General features: G+C 58.1%; 19 protein-coding genes. 6 read left to right on the top strand and 13 right to left on the bottom strand.

Features of this window, described 5'->3' with window-relative positions; all coding sequences use genetic code 11:
- Positions 1-7: 7 nt before the first annotated feature.
- The 3 genes from AD928_RS10860 to AD928_RS10850 form a co-directional block, all read right to left on the bottom strand.
- Complete coding sequence (locus AD928_RS10860) at positions 8-457, bottom strand: hypothetical protein (RefSeq protein ID WP_062250483.1); 450 nt, start codon at positions 455-457, stop codon at positions 8-10.
- Positions 458-627: 170 nt separating this feature from the next.
- On the bottom strand, positions 628-1,041 hold the full coding sequence (locus AD928_RS10855; RefSeq protein ID WP_062141624.1) for a MarR family transcriptional regulator: 414 nt from the start codon (positions 1,039-1,041) through the stop codon (positions 628-630).
- Between the two features lie 159 nt (positions 1,042-1,200).
- On the bottom strand, positions 1,201-2,646 hold the full coding sequence (locus tag AD928_RS10850; RefSeq protein ID WP_062250481.1) for a leucyl aminopeptidase family protein: 1,446 nt from the start codon (positions 2,644-2,646) through the stop codon (positions 1,201-1,203).
- Between the two features lie 106 nt (positions 2,647-2,752).
- Between AD928_RS10850 and AD928_RS10845 the strand changes: the two genes are divergently transcribed.
- Positions 2,753-5,347 carry a helicase-related protein gene (locus AD928_RS10845; protein ID WP_062250479.1) on the top strand — a complete coding sequence of 865 codons (2,595 nt, stop codon included), beginning with the start codon at positions 2,753-2,755 and terminating at the stop codon, positions 5,345-5,347.
- Between the two features lie 168 nt (positions 5,348-5,515).
- Entirely contained in the window at positions 5,516-5,848 is a 333-nt protein-coding gene (gene fdxA / locus AD928_RS10840) for a ferredoxin FdxA (RefSeq protein ID WP_025826541.1), read from the top strand.
- A gap of 197 nt (positions 5,849-6,045) precedes the next feature.
- Here fdxA and cyoD read toward each other — a convergent pair whose 3' ends face one another.
- The 5 genes from cyoD to AD928_RS10815 form a co-directional block, all read right to left on the bottom strand.
- The gene (gene cyoD / locus AD928_RS10835; protein WP_062250477.1) at positions 6,046-6,378 is read right to left on the bottom strand and encodes a cytochrome o ubiquinol oxidase subunit IV; all 333 of its coding nucleotides are present in this window, start codon (positions 6,376-6,378) and stop codon (positions 6,046-6,048) included.
- Positions 6,378-6,983, bottom strand: coding sequence for a cytochrome o ubiquinol oxidase subunit III (gene cyoC / locus AD928_RS10830; RefSeq protein ID WP_043549225.1), 606 nt, complete (start codon positions 6,981-6,983; stop codon positions 6,378-6,380). Before cyoC ends, cyoD begins: the two co-directional genes overlap by 1 nt.
- Entirely contained in the window at positions 6,983-8,974 is a 1,992-nt protein-coding gene (gene cyoB, locus AD928_RS10825) for a cytochrome o ubiquinol oxidase subunit I (protein ID WP_062141628.1), read from the bottom strand. Before cyoB ends, cyoC begins: the two co-directional genes overlap by 1 nt.
- Positions 8,975-8,979: 5 nt before the next feature.
- A complete protein-coding gene (gene cyoA, locus AD928_RS10820) occupies positions 8,980-9,903 on the bottom strand; it encodes a ubiquinol oxidase subunit II (protein WP_043549228.1) in 924 nt (307 codons plus the stop codon).
- 629 nt (positions 9,904-10,532) lie between these two features.
- Positions 10,533-11,309, bottom strand: a complete 777-nt coding sequence (locus AD928_RS10815) for a Bax inhibitor-1/YccA family protein (RefSeq protein WP_062141629.1) — start codon at positions 11,307-11,309, stop codon at positions 10,533-10,535.
- An 86-nt stretch (positions 11,310-11,395) separates the two neighbouring features.
- Here AD928_RS10815 and AD928_RS10810 point away from each other — a divergent pair, with 86 nt between their 5' ends.
- From AD928_RS10810 to AD928_RS10795, 4 genes are all read left to right on the top strand, one after another.
- The gene (locus AD928_RS10810) at positions 11,396-11,971 is read left to right on the top strand and encodes a 2'-5' RNA ligase family protein (protein ID WP_062250475.1); all 576 of its coding nucleotides are present in this window, start codon (positions 11,396-11,398) and stop codon (positions 11,969-11,971) included.
- A 233-nt stretch (positions 11,972-12,204) separates the two neighbouring features.
- Positions 12,205-14,433, top strand: coding sequence for a PQQ-dependent dehydrogenase, methanol/ethanol family (locus tag AD928_RS10805; RefSeq protein WP_062141631.1), 2,229 nt, complete (start codon positions 12,205-12,207; stop codon positions 14,431-14,433).
- 56 nt (positions 14,434-14,489) lie between these two features.
- Positions 14,490-15,905, top strand: a complete 1,416-nt coding sequence (locus AD928_RS10800; RefSeq protein WP_062250547.1) for a c-type cytochrome — start codon at positions 14,490-14,492, stop codon at positions 15,903-15,905.
- A gap of 146 nt (positions 15,906-16,051) precedes the next feature.
- Positions 16,052-16,693 carry a uracil-DNA glycosylase family protein gene (locus tag AD928_RS10795; RefSeq protein WP_082779868.1) on the top strand — a complete coding sequence of 214 codons (642 nt, stop codon included), beginning with the start codon at positions 16,052-16,054 and terminating at the stop codon, positions 16,691-16,693.
- A gap of 16 nt (positions 16,694-16,709) precedes the next feature.
- Here AD928_RS10795 and AD928_RS10790 read toward each other — a convergent pair whose 3' ends face one another.
- From AD928_RS10790 to AD928_RS10770, 5 genes are all read right to left on the bottom strand, one after another.
- Positions 16,710-17,951, bottom strand: coding sequence for a glycerate kinase type-2 family protein (locus tag AD928_RS10790; RefSeq protein ID WP_233420051.1), 1,242 nt, complete (start codon positions 17,949-17,951; stop codon positions 16,710-16,712).
- Between the two features lie 221 nt (positions 17,952-18,172).
- Positions 18,173-19,030, bottom strand: a complete 858-nt coding sequence (nadC, locus tag AD928_RS10785; protein ID WP_062250470.1) for a carboxylating nicotinate-nucleotide diphosphorylase — start codon at positions 19,028-19,030, stop codon at positions 18,173-18,175.
- A 45-nt stretch (positions 19,031-19,075) separates the two neighbouring features.
- Positions 19,076-20,068 (bottom strand): quinolinate synthase NadA, encoded by a 993-nt coding sequence (gene nadA, locus AD928_RS10780; RefSeq protein WP_062250468.1) that lies wholly within the window; start codon positions 20,066-20,068, stop codon positions 19,076-19,078.
- A gap of 81 nt (positions 20,069-20,149) precedes the next feature.
- Complete coding sequence (locus AD928_RS10775; protein WP_062250466.1) at positions 20,150-22,381, bottom strand: FUSC family protein; 2,232 nt, start codon at positions 22,379-22,381, stop codon at positions 20,150-20,152.
- A gap of 144 nt (positions 22,382-22,525) precedes the next feature.
- Positions 22,526-23,059: an adenine phosphoribosyltransferase gene (locus tag AD928_RS10770; RefSeq protein ID WP_062141636.1), complete on the bottom strand. Its 534-nt coding sequence runs from the start codon at positions 23,057-23,059 to the stop codon at positions 22,526-22,528.
- Between the last annotated feature and the right edge of the window lie 82 nt (positions 23,060-23,141).

Genomic DNA, 23,141 nt, shown 5'->3' with positions numbered 1-23,141 from the left:
CAGGCTCTTATTTTTCAAGCTTCAGGGTCAGGCCTTCAGCAGAGCTGGCCAGACGTGCCCCTTTGGTGGCTGTCTCGATTTTAATCCGGACGCCGTTCTTGTTCTCCAGCACCAACCCGCCAAGGCCGCTCCCAAGGGTCGCTTCCCCATGGGCTGCGCCGTAGGTGCCATCAAAATCCTGCACGCGGTGCAGGTTGTAAACGGTGCCGTTGCCTTCGATGGTGGAGAAACCAACCGCCGCAATCGTGCCGCCCGTCACAGAGAATTTGTAGGTGTGGCCACCATAGGTCAGCCTGCCATCACCCCACGTATAGCCCACTCCAACGTCAGCGGATTTAGCACTCAGGGTGATTTTTCCGGTGGGCGAACCCATCGCATCAGCAGCATGAGCCGCAGGCATCATACTGATGGGAGAAAACGCCAGTGCCGCCACAGCGGCAACAGAAGCAAACCGCATTGGAACGTTCCTTATCTCTTTGTTTCTCTTCCCATATCCCCCTGCGGCAGAAAGCCGGAGGCGTTTGGGAAGCGCTGAGAAAAAAACGCCCGATACAGATAAAAGTTTCTAAGAACAGGCCTGTCTGTCGTTTCTGCAAAAAAGAATCGACGGACAGGCCGATAAAGTCTTCAGGCTGCCGCGACGCGACGCAGCGTGGCGCGACGCACAGGCTTGTCTTCCTGACGCACCTTTTTGGCTTCCTCATCAGCCGCTTCACCCATGATGGAGCGGATTTCCTTCAGGTAAGCCGCACCTTTGGGGGTGCGCTGCACCAGAACGGAGCGGCGATCCAGCGGGTCAACCTTACGGCGGGCCAGATCCAGCTCACCCAGACGGTCGAGCGCACGCGTAATGGCGGGCTTGGAGACGTTCAGGCTGGAAGCCAGACCACGCACGGTGTGACCGGACTCATCAAGATAGCAGGTCAGGAAAACCGCAAGCTGTCTTGCAGAGAGATCAGGGCCTTCGCCACGCACCAGCGAGACGATGGTATCGCGAAGAGTTTTAACCAGCTCTTCGGCTTTGGCGGCAGTCTGTGCCATCAGATTCTAGTCCTTTCCAAAGGTCCAATCACTGCCCTTGCGGTCAGCTTTCGGCTTTTTCATTTTTACTTCCGGCATACTTGGTGAGGCCTATATAGGAGCCGGTGTACATGTTTAAAACCTGTACTCTAAAAATAGTTCCAGGAATGTGACATTTCTTTACGACATCGCGCCGGGTTTTGTCTCAAAAATTTTACACACCGCGTCGAAAAGTGCGCGAATCCCAGGAGAATCCCCGCCTTCAGGCCGTCCGGGCCTGCCGCTATCATTCCATGCATAGCTGTCGATATGCGCCCACCGCTGGCCAGCATTTACAAAACGCTCAAGAAACAGTCCCGCTGTTACTGCCCCGGCCATAGGTCTGGAGGAAATATTGTTAAGGTCAGCAACCGGGCTTTTCAGCCATCCGGCGTAACCCTGCCATAAAGGCAAACGCCAGAGCGGGTCAGCCTGCCGCTGCCCGGCGGCCAGAATGGACTGCGCTACACCCTCATCATTACTGAACAAGGCAGGCAGATCCGGCCCCAGCGCCACGCGGGCAGCACCGGTCAGGGTGGCGATGTCCATCAGCAGGTCCGGGGTATGTTCACCGGCTTCGCTCAGCAGGTCACACAGTACCAGCCGGCCTTCCGCATCCGTGTTGCCGATTTCCACCGTCAGGCCTGCGCGGCTCTTCACCACATCCAGCGGTCGCATAGCGTGGCCGGAGACACTGTTTTCCACGCACCCCAGCCGGACTTCCAGCCGCACCGGCAGATCCTGCGTCATAATCAGACGGGCCAGCGCCAGCACGCTCGCCGCCCCACCCATGTCTTTCTTCATCCGCAGCATCCCGGAGGACGGCTTGAGGTCATACCCGCCGGAATCAAAGCACACGCCTTTCCCGACGAGAGACAGCAGCGGCGCGGATTTCCCGGCCTTGCTCCCTTTCCAGCGCGCAAGCGCCACACGCGGCCCGCGATCGGAACCATTGCCCACATGCGCCAGCAAGGGGTAGGCCTTGTCCAGCGCAGTGCCCTTGATGATCTCCACGTCCGCGCCAAACGGCGTCAGCGCCTCGCGGGCGGCCTTGGCAAGTTCAGACGGCCCAAGCAGATTGGCGGGCGTATTGATCAGATCCCGCGCCAGCCAGACAGAGCGTGCCGTCTCAACGGCCATCCCTTTCTGCTCAGCGGCAGTCACCACCAGACGCGGCCCCGCATGCTTTGCGGCCTTCCCGGCAGACTTCAGGGAAAACTGATAGGCCCCCAGACAGAAGCCCAGAATCACATCATCCCGCGCAATATCGGCGGGCACGTTTACGTCCCAGTCTCCGTCCGGCAGATCCTGCGCCAGAGCGCCAAACAGATACGGGTCGCGCTGCCCTTTTTCCGGCACGCCAAACAGCCCTATCGGTGCGCCGCTGGCATCCGGCACCAGCACCAGCTGGCCCGGCTTACCGGTAAAGCCACAGGCCTGTGCAAAAGCGGCGCCTTCTGCCCCCAGCAGGGAGGCAAGAGCCTTCGGGTCAGCCCCACGCACGCCCTGCACGGTGCGCGTGGCTTTTTCCCCTGCCTTACGGCGGCTACGGGATACGACGAGACAGTCTGGTTCACGAACGGACATGGACAGTTCCTCCTTACTCAAACCTGCGCCGGGAACCCCCTCGGCGCAATGCCCCCGCAGAAGGGAACGGGTTGCTTTTGAACGCATACCAGCGGACCATGGCAGGATGATGGATACCCCAAGCCGCCAGGCCAGCCGCCTGAGGCCCCCCGCCAGTACTGAGGATGCTCCGGTTCGCGCTGTACTGGGGCCGACCAACACCGGCAAGACCCATCTGGCGCTGGAGCGGATGCTGGCGCACACCTCGGGCATCATGGGCTTCCCGCTCCGCCTGCTGGCACGGGAAAATTATGAACGCATGGTGCGGCTGAAAGGCGTGCGCGCAGTGGGGCTGATTACCGGGGAAGAAAAAATCATCCCCTCAGGGGCCCGCTGGTTTTCCTGCACGGTGGAAGCCATGCCGATGGACCGGGCGGTGGACTTTATCGCCGTGGATGAAATCCAGCTCTGTGCAGACCCCGAACGCGGCCACGTGTTTACGGACCGGCTATTAAACGCACGCGGGCAGGCCGAAACCCTGTTTCTGGGGGCCGAGACCATCGCACCTCTGCTCCGTACGCTCATCAGAAGTATTGAGATTGAGGCCCGCCCGCGCCTGTCAGAGCTGAGCTATACCGGCTTTACGCGCCTTTCCCGCCTGCCGCCCCGCTCCGCCATTGTCGCTTTCTCCGCGGGAGATGTGTATGCCATTGCCGAGGCCATCCGGCGCAGGCGCGGTGGCTGCGCCGTGGTCATGGGCCAGCTCTCCCCCCGTACGCGCAATGCGCAGGTGGAACTCTACCAGAAGCGGGAAGTGGATTACCTTGTAGCCACAGATGCCATTGGCATGGGGCTGAACATGGATATCCAGCATGTCGCCTTTGCCGGGCTGTTCAAGTTTGATGGCTCCCGCCGCCGGATGCTCGCGGCCCCGGAAGTGGCTCAGATTGCTGGCCGGGCCGGACGCGGCGCGCAGGATGGCACTTTTGGCACGACTGGCGACTGCCCCCCGCTGCCGGAAAACATTGCCGAGGCCGTAGAAAATCATCAGTTCGAGGCACTTCACCATCTCTATTGGCGCAACAGCGCTCTGGATTATTCGTCCCCACGCGCCCTGTATGCCAGCCTGTGCCAAAAGCCGCCCTACCCCGGCCTGCGGGCAGCGGAACCGGCGTCAGACATCATCGTGCTCAGCGCGTTGATGCGCGACACCGCTATCCAGAGCCTGACCAAAGAACCGGGCCGGACTCGTCTGCTGTGGGAAGTCTGTCAGATCCCCGATTTCCGCAAGCTTGGGGAAGACAGTCACATCCGCCAGTGCGCGCAGATTTTCACCGTGCTGGTTAAGGAAGGCCATCTGCCCTCAAGCTGGCTGGAACCACGGCTGGCCAATCTGGAGCGCACAGAGGGCGATATTGACGCCCTGATGCAGCGGCTGATGGGTATCCGCATTTGGGCCTATGTCTCCACGCGCGCGGACTGGGTGGAAAACCCGCAGCTCTGGCGCAGCCGCACCCGGACAATTGAAGACACTCTCTCCGACCTTCTGCACGAACGTCTGGCTGCCCGTTTTGTGGACAAACGCGCCACCAGTCTTGCCCGCAGACTGGAGGAAGCGGACAGCAAACCCCTCCTTTCTGCCATTACCCGCACCGGGGAAGTGAGCGTGGAAGGTCATGCCGTTGGCCATATGCAGGGCTTTGCCTTTATCCCTGATCAGGAAGCAGCCCGATCCGACCAGCCCTTGCTGATGCGCGCCGCCCGTCGGGCCGCCCGGAGCGAGATCCCGCGCCGTGTAACGCAATTCCTGCAAACACCGGATGAAAACCTGACGCTGGACCCGACCACCGGCACCCTGCTCTGGTTTGGCGATGCCATCGGCCATCTTCAAAAAGGCGAGGAACTACTGCGGCCTGCCGTGCATGTCACCACAGCGGAGTTTCTGGAGCCGTCCCACCGCGAACGCATCCGCATGCGGCTGACAGCCTTTGTCGAGTCCACACTGCACAACACACTCGCTCCCCTTTTCCGGGCGGCCCGTGCCGTGGCGGATAAACCCACCCTGCGCGGGCTGGTACATGGCCTGACGGAACAGGGCGGCGTGATGACGTTCCCGGCAAATAGCCAGCTGAGCAAAAAAGACAGTCATTTCCTGCACAAGCTGGGCCTGCGTCTGGGGGATGGACTTCTGTTCTGCCCGCAACTGCTGCGCCCACGCCCCATGACGCTCCGAGCCTTGCTGGTGCAACTCCATACAGGCCAGCCCGTGCCACCGCTCCCCAAACCAGGCGCGGTCTCTTGCCGCCTGCCACCCGAAACCAAACTCTCCGCGCAGGATCGTGCCGTGCTGCTGCAAATTGGCTGGTACTCTGCGGCTGACTTCCTGATCCGGCTTGATATTGCACACGAGACGCACAAGACTCTCTCTGAGCTTGCCACCCGCTCCGGCGGCTGTCCGCTCCAGTCCGGCATGGCATCCCATCTGGGTGTGCCTGCGGCAGACCTGCCGATGGTGCTGACGGATCTGGGATTAAGAGTGCAGAAAGCGTCCGTTCTGAGCAAAAAACAATTCGGGCCCGCCACACCCGTTCTGCTTTTACCGCCCCGCCCAACGGCCCCTGAACGCAAAGGCCGCAAAAACGGTCCACGGGCACGCGGGCAGATCAGGCAGGACAATACAGGCCCGTTTGCGGCGCTGGCAGTGTTGCAAAAACGTCGTTAAGGGCAGCTCTGCTCAGAAAGAAACAGTAATACCTAATAGAAGCGGGTTGCCACGGAACAAAAAGCCCCTCATATCTTCGCCATCCTTGATGGCATGGCCGGGAATGACCATGCCATTTGTCCCGGGACCGGACCCGATCCGCTCCCCCAGAAATCTTCGGAGATGGCAATGACCTACGTGGTCACTGAAAACTGCATCCGCTGCAAATTCATGGACTGTGTGGAAGTCTGCCCTGTTGACTGCTTCTACGCCGGTGAAAACTTCCTGGTGATCAACCCGGATGAATGCATTGACTGCGGCGTGTGTGAGCCTGAATGCCCCGCAGAAGCGATTTTCCCGGACAGTGATGATCGCGCGACAGCATGGGCAGAACTCAACGCATCCTATTCTACCAAATGGCCGAACATCACCCGTAAGGGCACACCCCCGGCTGATGCGGAAGAATGGAAAGACAAGCCGGACAAAGCTGGCCTGCTTTCCCCCGAGCCGCATAAAGGCTGAAGCCCCTCCCTTTTGGGTGCTTTGAAAACGGCGCGTTGACCCCCAACCGGGTGGTCCGCGCCGTTTTTTATGGGCCCCTCTCCGGCTGGCCTCCGGTCTGGCACCAGGCACAAAAAAAGCCCCGGAATTGCTTCCGGGGCTTTTTTCTTACCAAACACAAGACCCTGCCGGTGCGAGACCGGCAAAGCTGCCCCTTATTAGCGGGACATCATGTGCAGGGCGGTGTTGTTCATGATGAACATGGTGCCGATGAGCAGAATCACGACGAAACCAACAGTGAAGAAGAAACACATGTTGTTCCAACGCTGTTCAGACCCACTGCCCATGTGCAGGAAGTAGTGCAGGTGCACGAGCACCTGAATGAAGGCGAGAACCGCAAGACCCGTCAGCGTACCTGAAGGAGACAGGCTGTGGCTCATAACGAGACCAAAGGACGCTGCCGTCAGGATAACCGCAAGAACGAACCCGATAATGTATGAGGATACACTACCGTGGCTTTCACCCGAAGGGGATGTGTGAAGATCGCTCATCAGATCATGCTCGCCAGATAGACATAGGTGAAGACGCAGATCCAGACGATATCCAGGAAGTGCCAGAACAGGCTCAGGCAGGTGAGCTTATTCATCATACGTTCCGGGATCTCAGTCGTGCCCATCAGCTGAACGATGAGGGTCACGAGCCAGATCAGACCACACGTTACGTGCAGACCATGCGTGGACACCAGTGTGAAGAAGGAAGACAGGAACGCGCTGCGGTCCGGCCCATTACCTTCATGGATCATGTGTGCAAATTCATTCAGTTCCAGGCCAACAAAGCCCAGACCCAGAAGGAACGTTACACCCAGCCACATGATGACTTTGTTGACCTCATTCTTATGGGCGGCGATCATGCCGAACCCATAAGTGATGGAAGAGATCAGCAGCAGGGCTGTTTCCTGCGCCAGTCCGCTATACTCGAACAGGTCACGGCCGCTCGGGCCGCCGTTAACCTGGTTATGCAGGACTGCAAACACGGCAAAAAGTGAGCCGAAGATAATGCAGTCGGTCATCAGATAGACCCAGAACCCGAACACCACCGGGGACTCGTGATGGTGTTCGTCGTGGCCTGCGGTCTGAACAGTTGTGTCGTGCGCCATTACTCAGCTGCCTGTGCCATGAGTTTACGGGAATGCTCGTTCTCGATCCGGGCAACTTCTTCAGCAGGGATGTAGTAATCGATATCCTTGTTGGCGCTACGGGCAATAACCGTCCCGATCACACCGATCAGGCCGATGGCTGCCAGCCACCAGATATACCATACTGCAGCAAAGCCGAATACGAGGCTGAACACGCCGATAAGGAACCCGGCAGCCGTGTTTTTCGGCATGTGGATCGGAGCATACGGCCCACCAGCACAACGCGTATCAATGCCGTTTTCCTTATCGTGCATGAACGCATCGAGTTCATGAACGTGCGGGACAATAGCAAAGTTGTACGGCGGCGGCGGAGAAGACGTGGACCATTCCAGAGCGCGACCATTCCACGGATCACCCGTGACATCACGGTTAGCGGGCAGGTTGCGGTCACGAATTGTCACGTAAAGCTGGGTCAGCTGACACACGATCCCGAACAGGATCAGCACAGCACCGACTTCAGCAATCAGCAGCCAGATGTGCCATTCCGGATTGTCGTAGTGGTTCATACGACGGGTCATGCCGTCGAAGCCCAGCACATACAGCGGAACGAACGCAAAGTAGAAGCCAACGAACCAGAACCAGAAGGCACGGATGCCCCAGGTTTCGTTCATCTTGAAGCCCATGACCTTCGGGAACCAGAAGTTCATGCCACAGATGTAACCGAAATACACACCACCGATAATCACGTTATGGAAGTGAGCAATCAGGAACAGGGAGTTATGCAGAACGAAGTCAGCACCCGGAATTGCCATCATCACACCGGTCATACCACCGATGGTGAAGGTCACCATGAAGCCCACGGCCCAGTACATGCAAGCATGGAACTGAACGCGACCCTTATACATGGTGAACATCCAGTTAAAGAGTTTCACACCAGTCGGGATCGAGATGATCATGGTTGCGATGCCGAAGAAGGCATTCACATCCGGACCAGCACCCATCGTGAAGAAGTGGTGAACCCACACGATGAAGGACAGAACCATGATGGAGCAGGTTGCGTAAACCATGGTGCCGTAGCCGAACAGCGGCTTGCCGGAGAAAGCAGGAACAACTTCAGAGAACACGCCAAAGGCGGGAATAACAAGAATGTAAACTTCAGGATGACCCCAGGACCAGATCAGGCTGAGATACAGCATCTGGTTACCGCCACCATCATTGGTGAAGAAGTGCATACCGAAGTAACGGTCCAGACCCAGCAGTGCGACAGCAACGGTCAGCACGGGGAAGGAGACCATGATCAGGATAGAGGAGCAGAAAGCCGTCCAGGTGAAGACAGGCATCTTCATCCAGGTCATGCCCGGTGCGCGCATCTTCACGATCGTCACGAAGAAGTTCACGCCGGTCAGCAGGGTGCCAACACCGGAGAGCTGAATGGCCCAGATATAGTAATCCACACCAACGCCAGGGCTGAACTGAGACTCAGACAGCGGAGGATAAGCCAGCCAGCCACACTGTGAGAATTCACCAATGAACAGGGAGACGTTCACCAGGATGAATGCAATGGCGGTCATCCAGAAGCTGAGGTTGTTCAGGAACGGGAAGGCAACGTCGCGGGCACCGATCTGAAGCGGCACAACGAAGTTGAACAGCCCGGTCATGAAAGCCATGGCCAGGAAGAAGATCATGATCGTTCCGTGAGCGGAGAAGATCTGATCGTAGTGATGCGGCGGCAGATAACCGGGGTTGCCCGCATAGGCCATGGCCAGCTGGGTACGCATCATGATGGCATCCGCAAAACCGCGGAACAGAGCAACCAGCGCCAGCACGATGTACATGACAGCCAGACGCTTATGGTCAACGGAAGTCAGCCACTCTTTCCAGAGGTAGCCCCACTTGCCGTAATAGGTAATCAGCCCCAGAACCGCGAGACCGATAATGGCAACGCCCAAGAACGTGCCTACCAGGATCGGCACATCCAGCGGGATGGCCGAGAACGATAGTCTCCCTAGCATAGATCCTATTCCTTCATATTCATGTCGGACATCGCGGACTGCACCTGAATCATCTTGCCAGTGCTTTTGTCCATGACCATGCCGTTGTTGTATTTGGCAACGATCGTGTTGAACATTCCGGGTTCAACATGCGCGAAATATTCGACAGGATTGGCTTCGCTCGGCGCAGCCAGCTTCGGATAGGTCTGACCATCCAGCTGCTCGGAGGAAGACTTTACTTTATCAACCCATGCATTGAATTCATCACCACTGACAGCCAGCGTGCGGAATTTCATGTCAGAAAAGCCACGGCCGCTGTAGTTGGCGGATTCACCCAGATAATCACCCGGCTCATTAGCCATAAGGTGAAGCTGAGTCTGCATACCGGCCATTGCGTAAATCATGGAACCAAGACGCGGGATGAAGAAAGAGTTCATCACGGAATCAGAGGTGATTACGAAATCGACGGGGGTGTTAACCGGAATAGCCAGCTGGTTGACGGTCGCAATACCCTGTTCCGGGTAGATAAACAGCCATTTCCAGTCCAGAGCCACAACTTCAACATGAAGCGGCTTGGTGGTTGCTTCGGCTTCCAGCGGTTTGTACGGGTCAAGAGAATGACACGTCTGGTAGGTGATCACCGCAAGAAAGAGAATGATCAGGGAGGGCACGCCCCAGATGATCAGCTCGATCTTGTTAGAATGAGACCACTTAGGAAGATATTCTGCACTGGTGTTCGACTGGCGATAATGCCAGGCGAAATACACGGACAGAATGATGGTCGGAATGACCACAATCAGCATTGCGATTGTAGAGGTGGCGATCAGTGATTTCACCCCATCGCCAACCGGGCCTTTCGGATCCAAGACATCCATCTCACACCCGGCAAGCAGCAACGCTGACGATAGGCCGCCCAATCGCGCCATTCTCGCCAGTAACTTGTTTTTCATCGCACGCCTCTTGGTTCTGACATCTACTTAGCCTCACAAAGACTCTTCGCTCCTGCTGCCATAGAAGCCCGACAACAGCAAGAAACCGCGCTCCGGCTTCCCTTGGGTGCCAAAATGCCGGCAACCCTGCACAGACTGGCCATCTCCTCCGGAAAAGAGATGAAAAAGCCTGAGCCGGAACGACAGTTCAACAGGCTCCTCGGGCAGCGAAAACGCCTTGCGCCCTACTTTATTCCTAAAGCGCAGATTCTCAATGTCCGAAAAGTTCCATCAGCCTTTCGTCACAGTCGATCTATTCCCTAAAGAACATTTCGTTCCTGTGTTATTTCGCCGAATTTCGAGGGTGACAAGACTTCACTATTTGTTACTAAATATTACATACTAAAAATGTCCTGATTTTTTTTCTGTTCTAAATCAGGGTGTTATAGCACTTCACCTCAAATCACAGATATGTGAGCCACTTCCTCATGCTCAACATAAGTCTTATTTTGAACGCATTCTGAATGGGCAGATGCCCTTTCCTTCACTGCATAGCTGGCCACACAAAAAAGCCCGACCTCTGCAGGCCGGGCTTTCCAGATTTATTCAGACTCCTCCAATTAAGGAGTCTGGACCTCTTATTTCCAACCTTAGTCGTTGGAGTTCCGCACGCCCATGAACTGGAGCAGGAACTGGAAGAGGTTGATGAAATTCAGATACAGGCTCAGCGCATCATAGACGCTGCGTTTGGCCGCTTCATCCGGACCTTCATACGCCGCATACTGCGGGTAGGTGACCCGGATACGCTGGGCATCAAACGCACTGAACGCCGTGAAGATGAACACCCCGATAATGCTGTAGACAAAATAGACTGCCGAACTTTTCAGGAAGATATTCACCAGACCGGCAATCACCAGTCCGAACAGCCCCATCATCAGGAAGGAGCTGAACTTCAGCAGGTTAGCCTTGGTCGTGTAGCCCCACAGAGACGTTGCCGCGAAGGTGCAGGCCGTTACCAGAAAGACGCGCACAACGGAGACACCGGTATAGACCAGAAAAATGCTGGCCATGCTGGCGCCCATGGTCGCACAGAAAGCCCAGAAAAGACCCTGCGCGCCCTGTCGGGACAGGCGGTTAACCCCAAAGGACATCACCAGCACAAAGCCGAGCGGCGCAATCATGGCCAGATCCCCCAGCAGCGTGGGGCGCAGGGCCAGACCGCCAGCCATTGGGGTCAGATGGAAAAACAGGTTCCGCAAGCCGGTAAAGGCCACGGCGTAGGCCACGATGCCTGTCAGCAGCAGGCCTGAGGCCATCCAGTTATAAACGCGCAGCATGTAGGCGCGCAGACCTGCATCCAGTGCGCCGGCCTGGGCATTTAAGCCCGCAGCTGCTGTGGGTGAACGGTAGTCGTGACTGAACGACATCTTTTCCTCTCCTTGTCCGGACAAGCCGGCGTTGCTTTATACTTGTGGCTGCCCTGCCCCTGCGTCAAGGGTTGGCAACCCCTTTCATGACCAGCCTGAGAGATGATGAAGGTCTGACGATGTACCTTATAATTGGCGCGACACTCCCTGCGGAACTCCGAACAACCCTGCTTGGGCTTCAGGCTCATTTTCCAGACAAGAGCTGGGTGCCGGAGTCTTTTCTCTTTTTGCCGTTCTGCGCGCTCGGAAACATTACCGACCCCACACTTCTGGAAGAAATTGATCACGCTCTGCGGAACATTTGCCCGCGTACGCCGCTTTCCTTCACGACAGATGGATTTGAACTTTCCCTACGCAAGGACCGAATCTCGCTCGGAATAAAAGTACAGCCCTCACAGCTTGATCACCTTTCCGTGAAAATCCGTTCGGCCATGCAACGGGCGGGGGTGCAAAACCCCAAACTTTATACCCCCCTGACCATTCCTCTGGCCGCTGTTACGGACGTCCCTTCACTCAACGTCAGTCAGTGGATTCAGATGCATCATCCACAGACATTTTCTGAACACACCATTTCCGAAATTACCCTTTTCAGCTCTTGGAAAAACGAGGAAACGCCCCTCATTATTCCGGAAGAGGAATATCATTTTAGCGGGATTATTTAAGTCCCCCCATCACGTGTTATAACATAAACTATTACAGTTCGTGATCACCCAGCTACAAGACGGGGCGGTGCCTCTACGCTGCTGTAACGGCTAGATAATCTCCAGGAACATGGAGGCAGCTATTCATCTGGCGTGATTGACAGAAACTGGGCCTCTTGGCTGATTGTGAGAAACCGGCCTGCCGGCTTTTTTTCTTCTTTCCTCACCTTAATATCAGTCGAGGACGCTAACGCATGACCCGCCCCGCCTCCGCCAAGAGACGTTCGCTGCTAGGAATTCTCGCGGCTGGAACGATCTGCGCCGCATCACTGCCGTATGCGGCAGTGCCTGCCTACGCTGACGCCCAAAGCAACACAGGGGAAGCGATTATCCATGCGGATGATCACCCTGAAAACTGGCTCTCTTATGGCCGGACCTACACGGAACAGCGCTTCAGCCCGCTGGAGGACATCAACCGGTCCAACGTTGGCAACCTGAAGCTGGCCTGGTTCTACGACCTGGACACAAACCGCGGGCAGGAAGGCACGCCCCTGGTCGTGGACGGCGTGATGTATGCCACCACCAACTGGTCCAAAATGAAGGCGCTCGACGCCGCAACCGGCAAGCTGCTGTGGGCCTATGACCCGCGCACGCCGGGCAACATTGCGGACAAGGGCTGCTGTGACACGGTCAACCGTGGTGCGGCATACTGGAACGGCAAAGTCTACTTTGGCACGTTTGATGGCCGCCTGATCGCACTGGATGCCAAAACCGGCAAGCTGGTGTGGAGCGTGAACACCATCCCCAAAGATGCCTCTCTGGGCCAGCAGCGTTCCTATACGGTTGACGGCGCTGTGCGTGTTGCAAAAGGTCGCGTTCTGATCGGCAACGGCGGGTCCGAATTTGGTGCCCGTGGTTTTGTGACCGCCTACGATGCCGAAACCGGCAAGATGGACTGGCGCTTCTATACGGTTCCGAACAACAAGAACCAGCCTGACCACGCTGCATCAGATTCCGCGCTGATGAACAAAGCCTACAAGACCTGGAGCCCCACGGGCGCCTGGACGCGTCAGGGCGGCGGCGGCACGGTCTGGGACTCCATTGTCTATGACCCGGAAGCCGATCTGGTTTATCTGGCTGTTGGTAACGGCTCCCCCTGGAACTACAAATATCGTTCCGACGGGATTGGCGATAACCTGTTCCTGGGCAGCATTGTTGCCGTTAAGCCTGAAACCGGCGAATACGTCTGGCATTTCCAGGAAACGCCGATGGACCAGTGGGATTACACCTCGGTCCAGCAGATCATGACGCTTGATCTGCCGATCAATGGTGAAAAACGCCACGTGATCGTGCATGCGCCGAAAAACGGCTTCTTCTACATTCTGGATGCCAAAACGGGTGAATTCCTGTCCGGCAACAACTATGTGTACCAGAACTGGGCCCAGGGTCTGGACCCCAAGACGGGTCGTCCGATCTATAACCCGGATGCGCTCTACACCCTGAACGGCAAGGAATGGTATGGCATTCCGGGCGATCTGGGCGGGCATAACTTTGCTGCCATGGCCTACAGCCCCAAAACGGGCCTGGTCTACATCCCGGCGCAGCAGGTTCCGTTCCTGTATAAAAACCAGGTTGGTGGCTTCAAGCCGCACCCGGACTCCTGGAACCTCGGTCTGGACATGACCAAAGCTGGTCTGCCCGATACCCCCGAAGCCCGCACGGCTTTCATGAAAGATCTGAAGGGCTGGATTGTGGCCTGGGATCCGAAGAAGCAGCAGGCTGCCTGGGTTGTTGACCACAAAGGCCCCTGGAATGGCGGTCTTCTGGCAACTGGCGGTGATCTTCTGTTCCAGGGTCTGGCTAACGGCGAATTCCACGCCTACGACGCCACGAACGGTGCAGATCTGTTCCACTTTGATGCACAGAGCGGCATTATTGCTCCGCCGATTACCTATAAGGCAAAAGGCAAGCAGTACGTGGCTGTGGAAGTGGGCTGGGGCGGGATCTATCCGTTCTTCCTGGGTGGTCTGGCCCGTACGTCCGGCTGGACAGTCAACCACTCCCGCGTTGTGGCCTTCTCTCTGGATGGTAATGCTGTTCTGCCGCCGCAGAACGACAAGGGCTTCCTGCCCGTCAAGCCGCCGGCACAGTATGACACCAAGGTGACGGACAACGGCTACTTCCAGTTCCAGACCTATTGCGCCGCCTGCCATGGCGATAACGGGGAAGGTGCTGGCGTTCTGCCTGATCTGCGCTGGTCCGGCTCAATCCGCCATCAGGATGCGTTCTACAACGTTGTCGGTCGCGGTGCTCTGACTGCCTACGGCATGGATCGTTTTGATACGAGCATGAAGCCTGATGAGATTGAGGCCATTCGCCAGTTCCTCATCAAGCGCGCGAACGAAACGTATCAGCGTGAAGTGGATGCTCGCAAGAATGACAAGGGCATTCCTGAAAACGCGACCCTCGGCATCACGCCGTAATGGTCCGGCAGAGTCATGACGTCATTCGGCACACAAGCGATACAGTGGTAAAAACGATGATCAAAGGACTAAAAGCCGCTCTTGGAGCGGTCACTGTCGGGCTTCTGGCAGGAACTTCTCTGGCCCATGCCCAGAGCACTGATGATGAACTGGTAAAAAAAGGTGAGTATGTCGCCCGTCTGGGTGACTGCGTGGCCTGTCATACAGCGCTGCATGGCCAGAAATACGCGGGTGGTCTGTCTATTCAGACCCCCATTGGCACCATCTATTCCACGAACATCACGCCGGACCCGACCCACGGGATAGGCACCTACACGTTCAAGGAATTTGACGAAGCCGTTCGCCACGGCGTCCGCAAGGATGGCAGCACGCTTTATCCCGCCATGCCTTATCCGTCCTTTGCACGGATGACGCAGGACGACATGAAGGCGCTGTATGCGTACTTCATGCATGGTGTGAAGCCGGTTGCCGACGCCAACAAACCGGCTGGCATCTCCTGGCCGATGTCCATGCGCTGGCCGCTGTCCATCTGGCGTTCCGTGTTTGCTCCGGCACCCAAGGACTTCACGCCGGCTCCGGGCACGGATGCTGACATTGCCCGCGGTGAATACCTCGTCACGGGTCCGGGCCATTGCGGCGCCTGTCATACGCCGCGCGGCTTTGGCATGCAGGAAAAAGCTCTGGATGCCTCCGGCGGTGCTGACTTCCTGGCCGGTGGCGCTCCGATTGATAACTGGATTGCCCCCAGCCTGCGGAACGACCCGGTTATGGGTGTTGGTCGCTGGTCTGAAGAAGACCTCTACCAGTTCCTGAAATCTGGCCGTACCGACCATTCCGCAGTGTTTGGTGGCATGGCAGACGTGGTGGGCTGGAGCACCCAGTACTTCACGGATTCTGACCTGCACGCCATGGCGAAATACCTGAAGGCCCTGCCCCCGGTTCCGCCGGCACGGGGTGACTACAAGTATGACCCGTCCACGGCACAGACTCTGGACTCCAACAACACGTCCGGCACCCCCGGCGCCAGCGTGTATGTTGACCAGTGCGCCATCTGTCACCGTAACGACGGTGGTGGTGTAGCCCGTATGTTCCCGCCGCTGGCTGGCAACCCGGTTGTGGTGTCTGAAAACCCGACATCTGTCGCCCACATCATTGTGGACGGTGCGGTTCTGCCGCCGACCAACTGGGCTCCGTCCGCTGTCGCCATGCCGGGCTACAAGAGCGTTCTGTCTGACCAGCAGATGGCTGATGTCGTGAACTTCATCCGCACGGCATGGGGCAACAAAGCTCCTGCTAACGTGACAGCCTCTGATATCCAGAAGCTGCGTGTTGATCATGCACCGATCTCCTCCGCTTCCTGGGGCTTTGGTGGGAGCGACACGGCAACGTGGGGTGTCTTCCATCCGCAGCCTTACGGCGCTGGCTGGACGTTCTCTCCGCAGACCCACACGGGTGAAGACGCAGCACAGTAAGCCGCCTCTTCTCTCACTCTGCCCCTTAACCGGGGCAGATCTGAAAACACCGCGCTGGGCCTGCCAGCGCGGTGTTTTTTTATGCGCGATACGCTTCGGGAAGACGGCATATTGTGGAATGGAACGCCCCACCACATATCCTTGCGATGGCCTCTCTCTTTTCCAAACATACTCCCGGCTTTCCCGCAGGCAGCACCGCTGCAGAACAGGACGAAATTCTCGCCAGTTTTCTGAAAGAACTACAGGGGTGTCAGGCCTGTGCGCATAAGCTGCCGCTCGGGCCGCGCCCGGTTGTGCGCCTCTCGCCCCGCGCCCGGATTCTGATTGCCGGACAGGCGCCCGGAACACGTGTGCATAATACCGGCATCCCGTTTAATGATGCATCTGGCGAGCGCCTGCGTTCCTGGCTGGATATGAACCCGGATGTTTTTTACGACACAGAACAGGTCGCCATTGTGCCAATGGCCCTGTGTTATCCGGGGGTTTTACCAAAAGGGGGAGACCGGCCACCCCCGCCAGAATGCGCGTCCCTGTGGCGGGAGCGCATCCTGTCCTTCCTGCCCAATCTGCGCCTGACGCTACTTGTGGGATCATACGCGCAGAATTATGCTTTGGGAAAAGGGAAGGTTTTTGAACGGGTTTTGGATTTCCGTTCTTATCTCCCCGGCAATTTCCCTCTCCCGCACCCCTCATGGCGAACAGGGGCGTGGGAGCGGAAAACGCCGGAATTCCAGAACGTGGTCATCCCGGCTCTGCGGGACGCCGTCAGACACGCTCTGGAAGACTGAGTTTGAAAAGCGCCTTTTACAGAACCAGAATCAGGCGAATATCATTCACATTAGTTAGCGTGGGCCCGGTCATCACAAGGTCATCCAGCTCTTTAAAGTAGCTGTAGCTATCATGCCGTTTCAGAAACTCTTCAGCGCTTAAACCCAGCGCGGCACCGCGGGAGAGGGTGTGCGGGCCGATCAGAGCACCGGCGGCATCTTCCGTACCATCAATCCCGTCACTATCCCCGGCCATACCCCAGATCCCCGCTTCACCGGCAAGACTTTGCGCACAGGCCAGCAGAAATTCCGTATTACGGCCTCCTTTGCCCGGTTTTTCACCCGGCCTGATGGTCACAGTCGTTTCGCCGCCACTCAGCAGCACAGCAGGAGCAGCCACAGGATGACCGTGCTGTTTGACAGACCGGGCCATGCCAGCAAACAGAACCCCGGCAGAACAGCTTTCCCCTTCCAGCGCGTCCCCCAGAATAATGGGGGTTACACCCGCCCGGCGCGCCACATCGGCTGCGGCTTCCAGCGCGAAGAACGGCGTTGCGATCAGTGTCAGGCTATTACCTTCCGCCACGGGCGGACACGTGTGCTTTGCTGCACTGGCTTCCCGTTCCAGCAAGGCCTGTGCTGCCGGGGGTAACGTCAGATCATATTTCTGGATGATGCGCAGCACATCCTGCGCCGTGGTCTCATCCTGCAGTGTGGGGCCACTGGCAATGACGGCCGGGTCATCACCCGGAACGTCGCTGATCACCAAAGAGACAACCCGTGCCGGATAAGCCGCCTGTGCCAGCCGACCACCCTTGATGGCGGACAAATGGCGGCGGACGGTGTTCATCTCTGTAATGGTCGCCCCGGAATGCAGGAGCTGGCGGGCAATCTGCTTTTTCTCATCCAGCGTAATACCCTCAGCGGGGAGTGCCAGAAGAGCCGAACCACCACCGGAGATCAGGGCGATAACCAGATCATCCGCCTGAAGCCCCTTCACCGTTTTCAGAATTTCTCGCGCAGCCTGCTCGCTGCGTTCATCCGGGACCGGGTGTGAGGCTTCCAGCACACGGATGGACTGGGTCGCCATGGCATGCCCATCCCGCGTGACGACCACGCCTTCCAGCGGGACATCCGGCCATGCGGCTTCCAGCGCCGCCGCCATGGACGCCGCTGCCTTACCGGCCCCCACCACAATACACCGCCCTTTAGGTTTTTCCGGCAGGAACCGCGCCAGCACATGGAACGGGCTGGCGCTCGCCACGGCGGCATCAAACATCTCGCGCAGAAAAACCCGTACCCGGGTTTCCGACCACTCTTCCGCCGGGGTGGGCGACGCTGTGCTGAAAGACTCTGACATAAAGGCTGCCTCTTATTTTTCGTGCATCATCCCATGAGGTTCCGGAGGTGAACTCAAGGGATCAGACTCACATTTTACCGACTAACGCGTGACCTGCCCCAAGGGTTACACAAAACACCGGGACGTGAGGATGTTGACGTTCAAAGGGTCTTTTCAAAATCCAGACCAAAATCGAGCGCTTTGACGGAATGCGTCAGCCAGCCGACGGACAGCAGATCCACCCCCGTCCCGGCAATGGCCGCAGCCGTCAGCGGGGTAATGCCACCGGAGGCCTCGGTTAGCAGGCAGCCTTTAATCATCTCAACACAGGTGCGCAGCATGGGCACCGGCATGTTGTCCAGCAGCACGGCGTCCACCGGCTCCCCCGCCAGCACGTCTTGCAACTGCTCGGGTGTGTCGACCTCAACTTCAATTTTCACCATATGGCCCGCTGCGTTGCGCGCCCGCGCCACGGCTTCCTGCACACTGCCCACCAGCGCAATATGGTTGTCCTTGATCAAAATGGCGTCATCCAGCCCCATCCGATGGCTGATCCCCCCACCGGCCCGCACGGCATATTTCTGCACCGCCCGCAGACCGGGCAGCGTTTTGCGCGTGCAGCACAGACGTGCCTTTGTGCCCGCCATGCTGGCTACAATCTGCGCCGTAGCGGTAGCAATACCGCTGAGGTGGGAGAGGAAATTCAGCCCCACCCGCTCGCCTGTCAGAATGGAGCGGGCAGAGCCTTCCACCACGGCCACTACATCACCGGGTTCCAGAGGCGCGCCCTCCATTTTCAGACGCTCGAACAGCAGAGAGGGGTCCATCAGGTGAAAGGACAATCGAGCCAGATCCAGCCCCGCCAGCACACCTTTTTCCCGGCAACGCAGGGTCACCCGGACGCGCTCTGTCCCTTTCAGAACGGCGCTGGTCGTCAGATCCCCTCCGCGTCCGAGATCTTCCAGCAGTCCGGCCCGCACCAGCGGTTCGAGCATGATATCAGGCAGGGCAGGCAGCATGGAGCGTCTCGTTCTCTTCTTCAAAAATCGTAAGTGGAAAAGGCCTTAAACCGCCAGCATCCGCTCAATGGACAGGCGGGCGCGATCTGCCACACTGGGATCGACCGTCACTTCCACTTCCATCTGTTCCAGCGATTTGCGAATGGCGGAGAGCGTGATGTGCTTCATATGCGGGCAGAGATTGCAGGGCCGGACAAACTCTACCTCGGGATGTTCCACAGCCAGATTGTCGCTCATGGAACATTCCGTCACCAGCAGCACACGTCCGGCTTTTCCAGACGCCACAAACTCTGACATCCCGGCAGTTGAGCCGGAAAAATCGGCTTCCGCCACAACCTCCGGCGGACATTCCGGATGCGCCAGCACAACAAGACCCGGCCATGCGGCGCGCCACTGGCGGATTTCTTCCGGCGTGAAACGCTCATGCACCTCACAATGGCCTTTCCAGGTGATGATTTTCACCCCGGTTTCCTTCGCCACATTCTGCGCCAGAAACTCATCGGGGATCATGATCACTTCATCCACGCCCAGACTTTCAATCACCTGGCGGGCATTGCCGGAGGTGCAGCAGATATCGCTTTCTGCCTTCACATCGGCTGAGGTGTTCACATACGTCACCACCGGCACGCCGGGGTAACGGGCGCGCATCAGCCGGACATCGGCTGCGGTGATAGAATCCGCCAGTGAGCATCCGGCTTCCACAGACGGCAGAAGCACCGTTTTAGACGGGTTCAGCAGCTTGGCGGTCTCAGCCATGAAGGCCACCCCCGCCATAACAATCACATCGGCTTTTACGTCCTGCGCCTTACGCGCCAGAGCGAGGGAATCCCCCGTGACGTCCGCCACACAATGGAAGATTTCCGGCGTCTGATAGTTATGCGCCAGAATGACGGCGTTACGCTTTTCCTTAAGGGCCAGAATAGCGGCAATATCTTCAGAAAAAACGGGCCACTCCATGGCCGGAATAACATGGCTTACCCGTGGGTACAGGCTGTCTGCCTGCTCTTGCCAGAATGACGTCTGAAGGGAGGCGGTCATTTTGCTGTATCCGTCTGAACAGAAAGGGGCCGGGGCATCGCCTTTTCCATGCCTGCTGGCACAGGAAGAGTCAAAACACAGTCAGGAAAACGCCTTGTCCAGATACGGGGAGGACGCATCAAAGAAATCCTGGTTCTGCTCCAGTTCCGTTTCAATCACCCTCAGGCTGGCAAGGGCGCGCAGCATTTCCAGCCGCACGGACAGGTTTGTTTCCACCTGCTCCCGCTGCACCAGATACTGCACAGCCAGATGCGTAGCCCGCGCCGTGCGCCCATATTGCCCGCCATAGCGGCCTGTAAACCGCTGCATCCGGTTCATCATGGCCTGCGTGGCCCGTTGTGCGCCGGGTGGCAGCACACCCTGCGCCAGAATGGCCCGTAACCGCAGCACATTCAGCCCGATGGTCATGCCGGACAGCACGCCGCTCAGATAGCGATTGAGCACAAAAGACTTTTTATCCGGCGTCATGGTGGACAGGCGCACAAAGCCATCCACGCTGCGCCCCACCACTTCGGACGGCAGTTCCGGCACCCGCTGGCTGGCCAGCCGCCGCAAGCCGCGCAGAATGTTCAGCCGCATGTCCCACCGCAGACCATCGGGGTCAAACGGCAGGAAAACCCGATACATCCACATGGCAAACACCATGGCCAGCAAGAGCGGCAGCGCCGTGTTAAAATACATGACCTCATCCATCCGGCCCTGATTCAGCGGCCCGACCAGAATGGGCAGGAACAGGTTATAGGCCACCGCCGCCAGAACCAGCGGCACATAGGCAAAAGCCAGTCCGCCCAGCAGCATGGGGATGGAAAGGCACATGGCCAGCATTTCATACGTGGTGGGCTGAGCCATTACCCACAAATCCAGCAGACCGCACATGCCGATGACGCAGATAGTCCCGTGCAGGAAGGCTTTGGTCGCCAGAGCCGGCTGTTCCAGCGTGGAGAACAGGGCGCAGACAATAGAGACAAACATCATGAAGGTCAGACCATCCGGCCAGGCCGTGGCAACCCAGATCAGCCCGGAACAGAAGATGGTGACGGAAGCCCGCAAGCTGTTAGTAAACGCCATCCGCCAGTCCCGGTAAGACCGCATGGCGTAGCGGAAGTGGTCATGCGGCTGCGGGTTGCGGCTCATGTCGAACTGCTCAAGCGCCAGCCGCAGTTCGTCCATCATTTCTCCCAGCTTGTGCAAAAGCTGGCCCTGACGGGAGACAACGCGCTCCTCGTCCCGATCAACCGGCGTATGAGTCGCCGCGACCATTTCCTCATCCAGACAGGCGGCTGCAAGCTGGCGGCAGGTGGCACATAATTCATCCAGCTCCCGCAGGACGGGCGCGACGGGCTGATCCTGATCCACACGGCCCGGCAGCGTTTGCAAAAAGTGGCTCACTTCCGCAGCGGTCTGCTGATAATGGGTGCCCTCGCTGTCTGGCACCTGCAACAAAGCCGCAAGATCCAGCCCGCGCGACATCAGGACCGTCATGGCGGCAAGGGCTGCGCGGGCGTGGTCGCCTTCATGCTTGTGTTTGCCCATCTCAATTTCGGCAAACTCCACCTGATCACTCAGCGTCAGAATGGTGGAGAACACCTCAGGCGAGGTGGACACTGAGCGCCGGTCGCCTTGCAGCAGGCGGCCGAGTGTGCGCGTCACGCCGCCCAGCGCCTGCACAAAATTGCTGGCCAGCCGGTTTCTCGCACGGTTTTCCAGCCGGTATTGAAACAGGGAGGAAATGGTGGTTTCCACCACAATACCCAGCGTGATGTAGGTAGCGCGGGCCATGGCGATTTCAAAAATATGGTCCGGTGCCAGCACCCCATCCAGCGCGATAATGGCGTAGGTAAAGCCGGATGCCCGCATGCCATGAATACGGTAGTTGGTCATGGCCGCCGGGCCGGGCAGAAGTGTTCCGATAAAGCAGAACGCCCCGATCCCTCCGGCCAGACAGAACAGATACAGCAGCGGTGCCTGTGGCATGCAGGCCACCAGCACAATGGCGCAGATGGTACCTACCACCATGCCAAACATATGCCACCGCGCCTTGGCGATGGATTTACCGCGCGTGCCCTGCGCCACCATCCAGACCGTCAGCGCGGCCCATTGCGGGCTGCCAAGCTCCCACCAGAGAGCAATACCCAGCGCGATTAAAGCGGAAATAGTGGTCCGTAGCGCGTAGCCGAAGGACAGGAGGTCCGGCGCATACAGCCAGCGAAAGTGGTCCAGTTTACGCGGCGGGCCACCCCCCAGCAGGGTCTGGCGCGCAATCTGCGCAAACGCCTGCCAGAGCTGGCCTATAGAAAGCGCTGCACTCCTCATGCAGCACTCAGCCAATCGTATTTTACGGAAATACCTGCCATGCAGCCTTCATAGCTTAGGGCAGAGTAAAAACGTATTCACACCTTACTATGCCCGCTATGCCTGACAGGCAGGCGTCACAGGCACAGCAGGGCGGGACGTGTTTTATTCGTCGTAAGACAGCAGGGTTTTAACGGGCGCATCCACTTTTGCGCGGCCGCCAAGGCCGGTCAGTTCCACCAGCACAGAAGCCCCGACTACATTAGCGCCAGCCTTTTGCAGCAGCGTGACAGACGCGGAGAGCGTGCCGCCGGTTGCCAGCAGATCATCCATCACCACAACGCGCTGGCCGGGTTTGATGGCGTCAGCCTGAATCTGCAGCGTGTCACTGCCATATTCCAGATCATACGTATGGGAGATGGTGGCACCCGGCAGCTTGCCCGGTTTACGCAGCATCAGCATGCCACAGCCAAGACGGTCCGCCAGCGGAGCAGCTGTCAGAAACCCGCGGGATTCCACAGCGGCCAGCATATCAGGCTCCCACGGTGCAATCTGGCGTGCCAGACGGCCCATGGTGATCTGCCAGGCATCCGGCTCACGCATCAGCGTGGAAATATCGTAGAACAGGATACCCGGTTTCGGAAAATCCGGAATGTTCCGAATATAACGCTTCAGGTCGATATCCTCGTGCTGCGTCATGGCCCGTGGTGTCCTTTCCGATGGTTTTGCGGCACACGCTCTAGCCCGCCCCTCCCCCTTCCGCAAGAGAGAAGGATGGGAG

This window comes from Acetobacter cerevisiae, from assembly GCF_001580535.1.
In the GTDB taxonomy this organism is placed as follows: Bacteria; Pseudomonadota; Alphaproteobacteria; order Acetobacterales; family Acetobacteraceae; genus Acetobacter; species Acetobacter cerevisiae.
The sequence above is the reverse complement of the archived record's forward strand: the minus strand, read 5'-3'. Positions and strand labels throughout refer to the sequence as shown.

Coding starts and splice junctions, on each gene's coding strand:
- AD928_RS10860 (WP_062250483.1), bottom strand. CDS start 457: ATGCGGTTTGCTTCTGTTGCCGCTGTGGCGGCACTGGCGTTTTCTCCC.
- AD928_RS10855 (WP_062141624.1), bottom strand. CDS start 1,041: ATGGCACAGACTGCCGCCAAAGCCGAAGAGCTGGTTAAAACTCTTCGC.
- AD928_RS10850 (WP_062250481.1), bottom strand. CDS start 2,646: ATGTCCGTTCGTGAACCAGACTGTCTCGTCGTATCCCGTAGCCGCCGT.
- AD928_RS10845 (WP_062250479.1), top strand. CDS start 2,753: ATGATGGATACCCCAAGCCGCCAGGCCAGCCGCCTGAGGCCCCCCGCC.
- fdxA (WP_025826541.1), top strand. CDS start 5,516: ATGACCTACGTGGTCACTGAAAACTGCATCCGCTGCAAATTCATGGAC.
- cyoD (WP_062250477.1), bottom strand. CDS start 6,378: ATGAGCGATCTTCACACATCCCCTTCGGGTGAAAGCCACGGTAGTGTA.
- cyoC (WP_043549225.1), bottom strand. CDS start 6,983: ATGGCGCACGACACAACTGTTCAGACCGCAGGCCACGACGAACACCAT.
- cyoB (WP_062141628.1), bottom strand. CDS start 8,974: ATGCTAGGGAGACTATCGTTCTCGGCCATCCCGCTGGATGTGCCGATC.
- cyoA (WP_043549228.1), bottom strand. CDS start 9,903: ATGAAAAACAAGTTACTGGCGAGAATGGCGCGATTGGGCGGCCTATCG.
- AD928_RS10815 (WP_062141629.1), bottom strand. CDS start 11,309: ATGTCGTTCAGTCACGACTACCGTTCACCCACAGCAGCTGCGGGCTTA.
- AD928_RS10810 (WP_062250475.1), top strand. CDS start 11,396: ATGACCAGCCTGAGAGATGATGAAGGTCTGACGATGTACCTTATAATT.
- AD928_RS10805 (WP_062141631.1), top strand. CDS start 12,205: ATGACCCGCCCCGCCTCCGCCAAGAGACGTTCGCTGCTAGGAATTCTC.
- AD928_RS10800 (WP_062250547.1), top strand. CDS start 14,490: ATGATCAAAGGACTAAAAGCCGCTCTTGGAGCGGTCACTGTCGGGCTT.
- AD928_RS10795 (WP_082779868.1), top strand. CDS start 16,052: ATGGCCTCTCTCTTTTCCAAACATACTCCCGGCTTTCCCGCAGGCAGC.
- AD928_RS10790 (WP_233420051.1), bottom strand. CDS start 17,951: ATGTTTGATGCCGCCGTGGCGAGCGCCAGCCCGTTCCATGTGCTGGCG.
- nadC (WP_062250470.1), bottom strand. CDS start 19,030: ATGCTGCCTGCCCTGCCTGATATCATGCTCGAACCGCTGGTGCGGGCC.
- nadA (WP_062250468.1), bottom strand. CDS start 20,068: ATGACCGCCTCCCTTCAGACGTCATTCTGGCAAGAGCAGGCAGACAGC.
- AD928_RS10775 (WP_062250466.1), bottom strand. CDS start 22,381: ATGAGGAGTGCAGCGCTTTCTATAGGCCAGCTCTGGCAGGCGTTTGCG.
- AD928_RS10770 (WP_062141636.1), bottom strand. CDS start 23,059: ATGACGCAGCACGAGGATATCGACCTGAAGCGTTATATTCGGAACATT.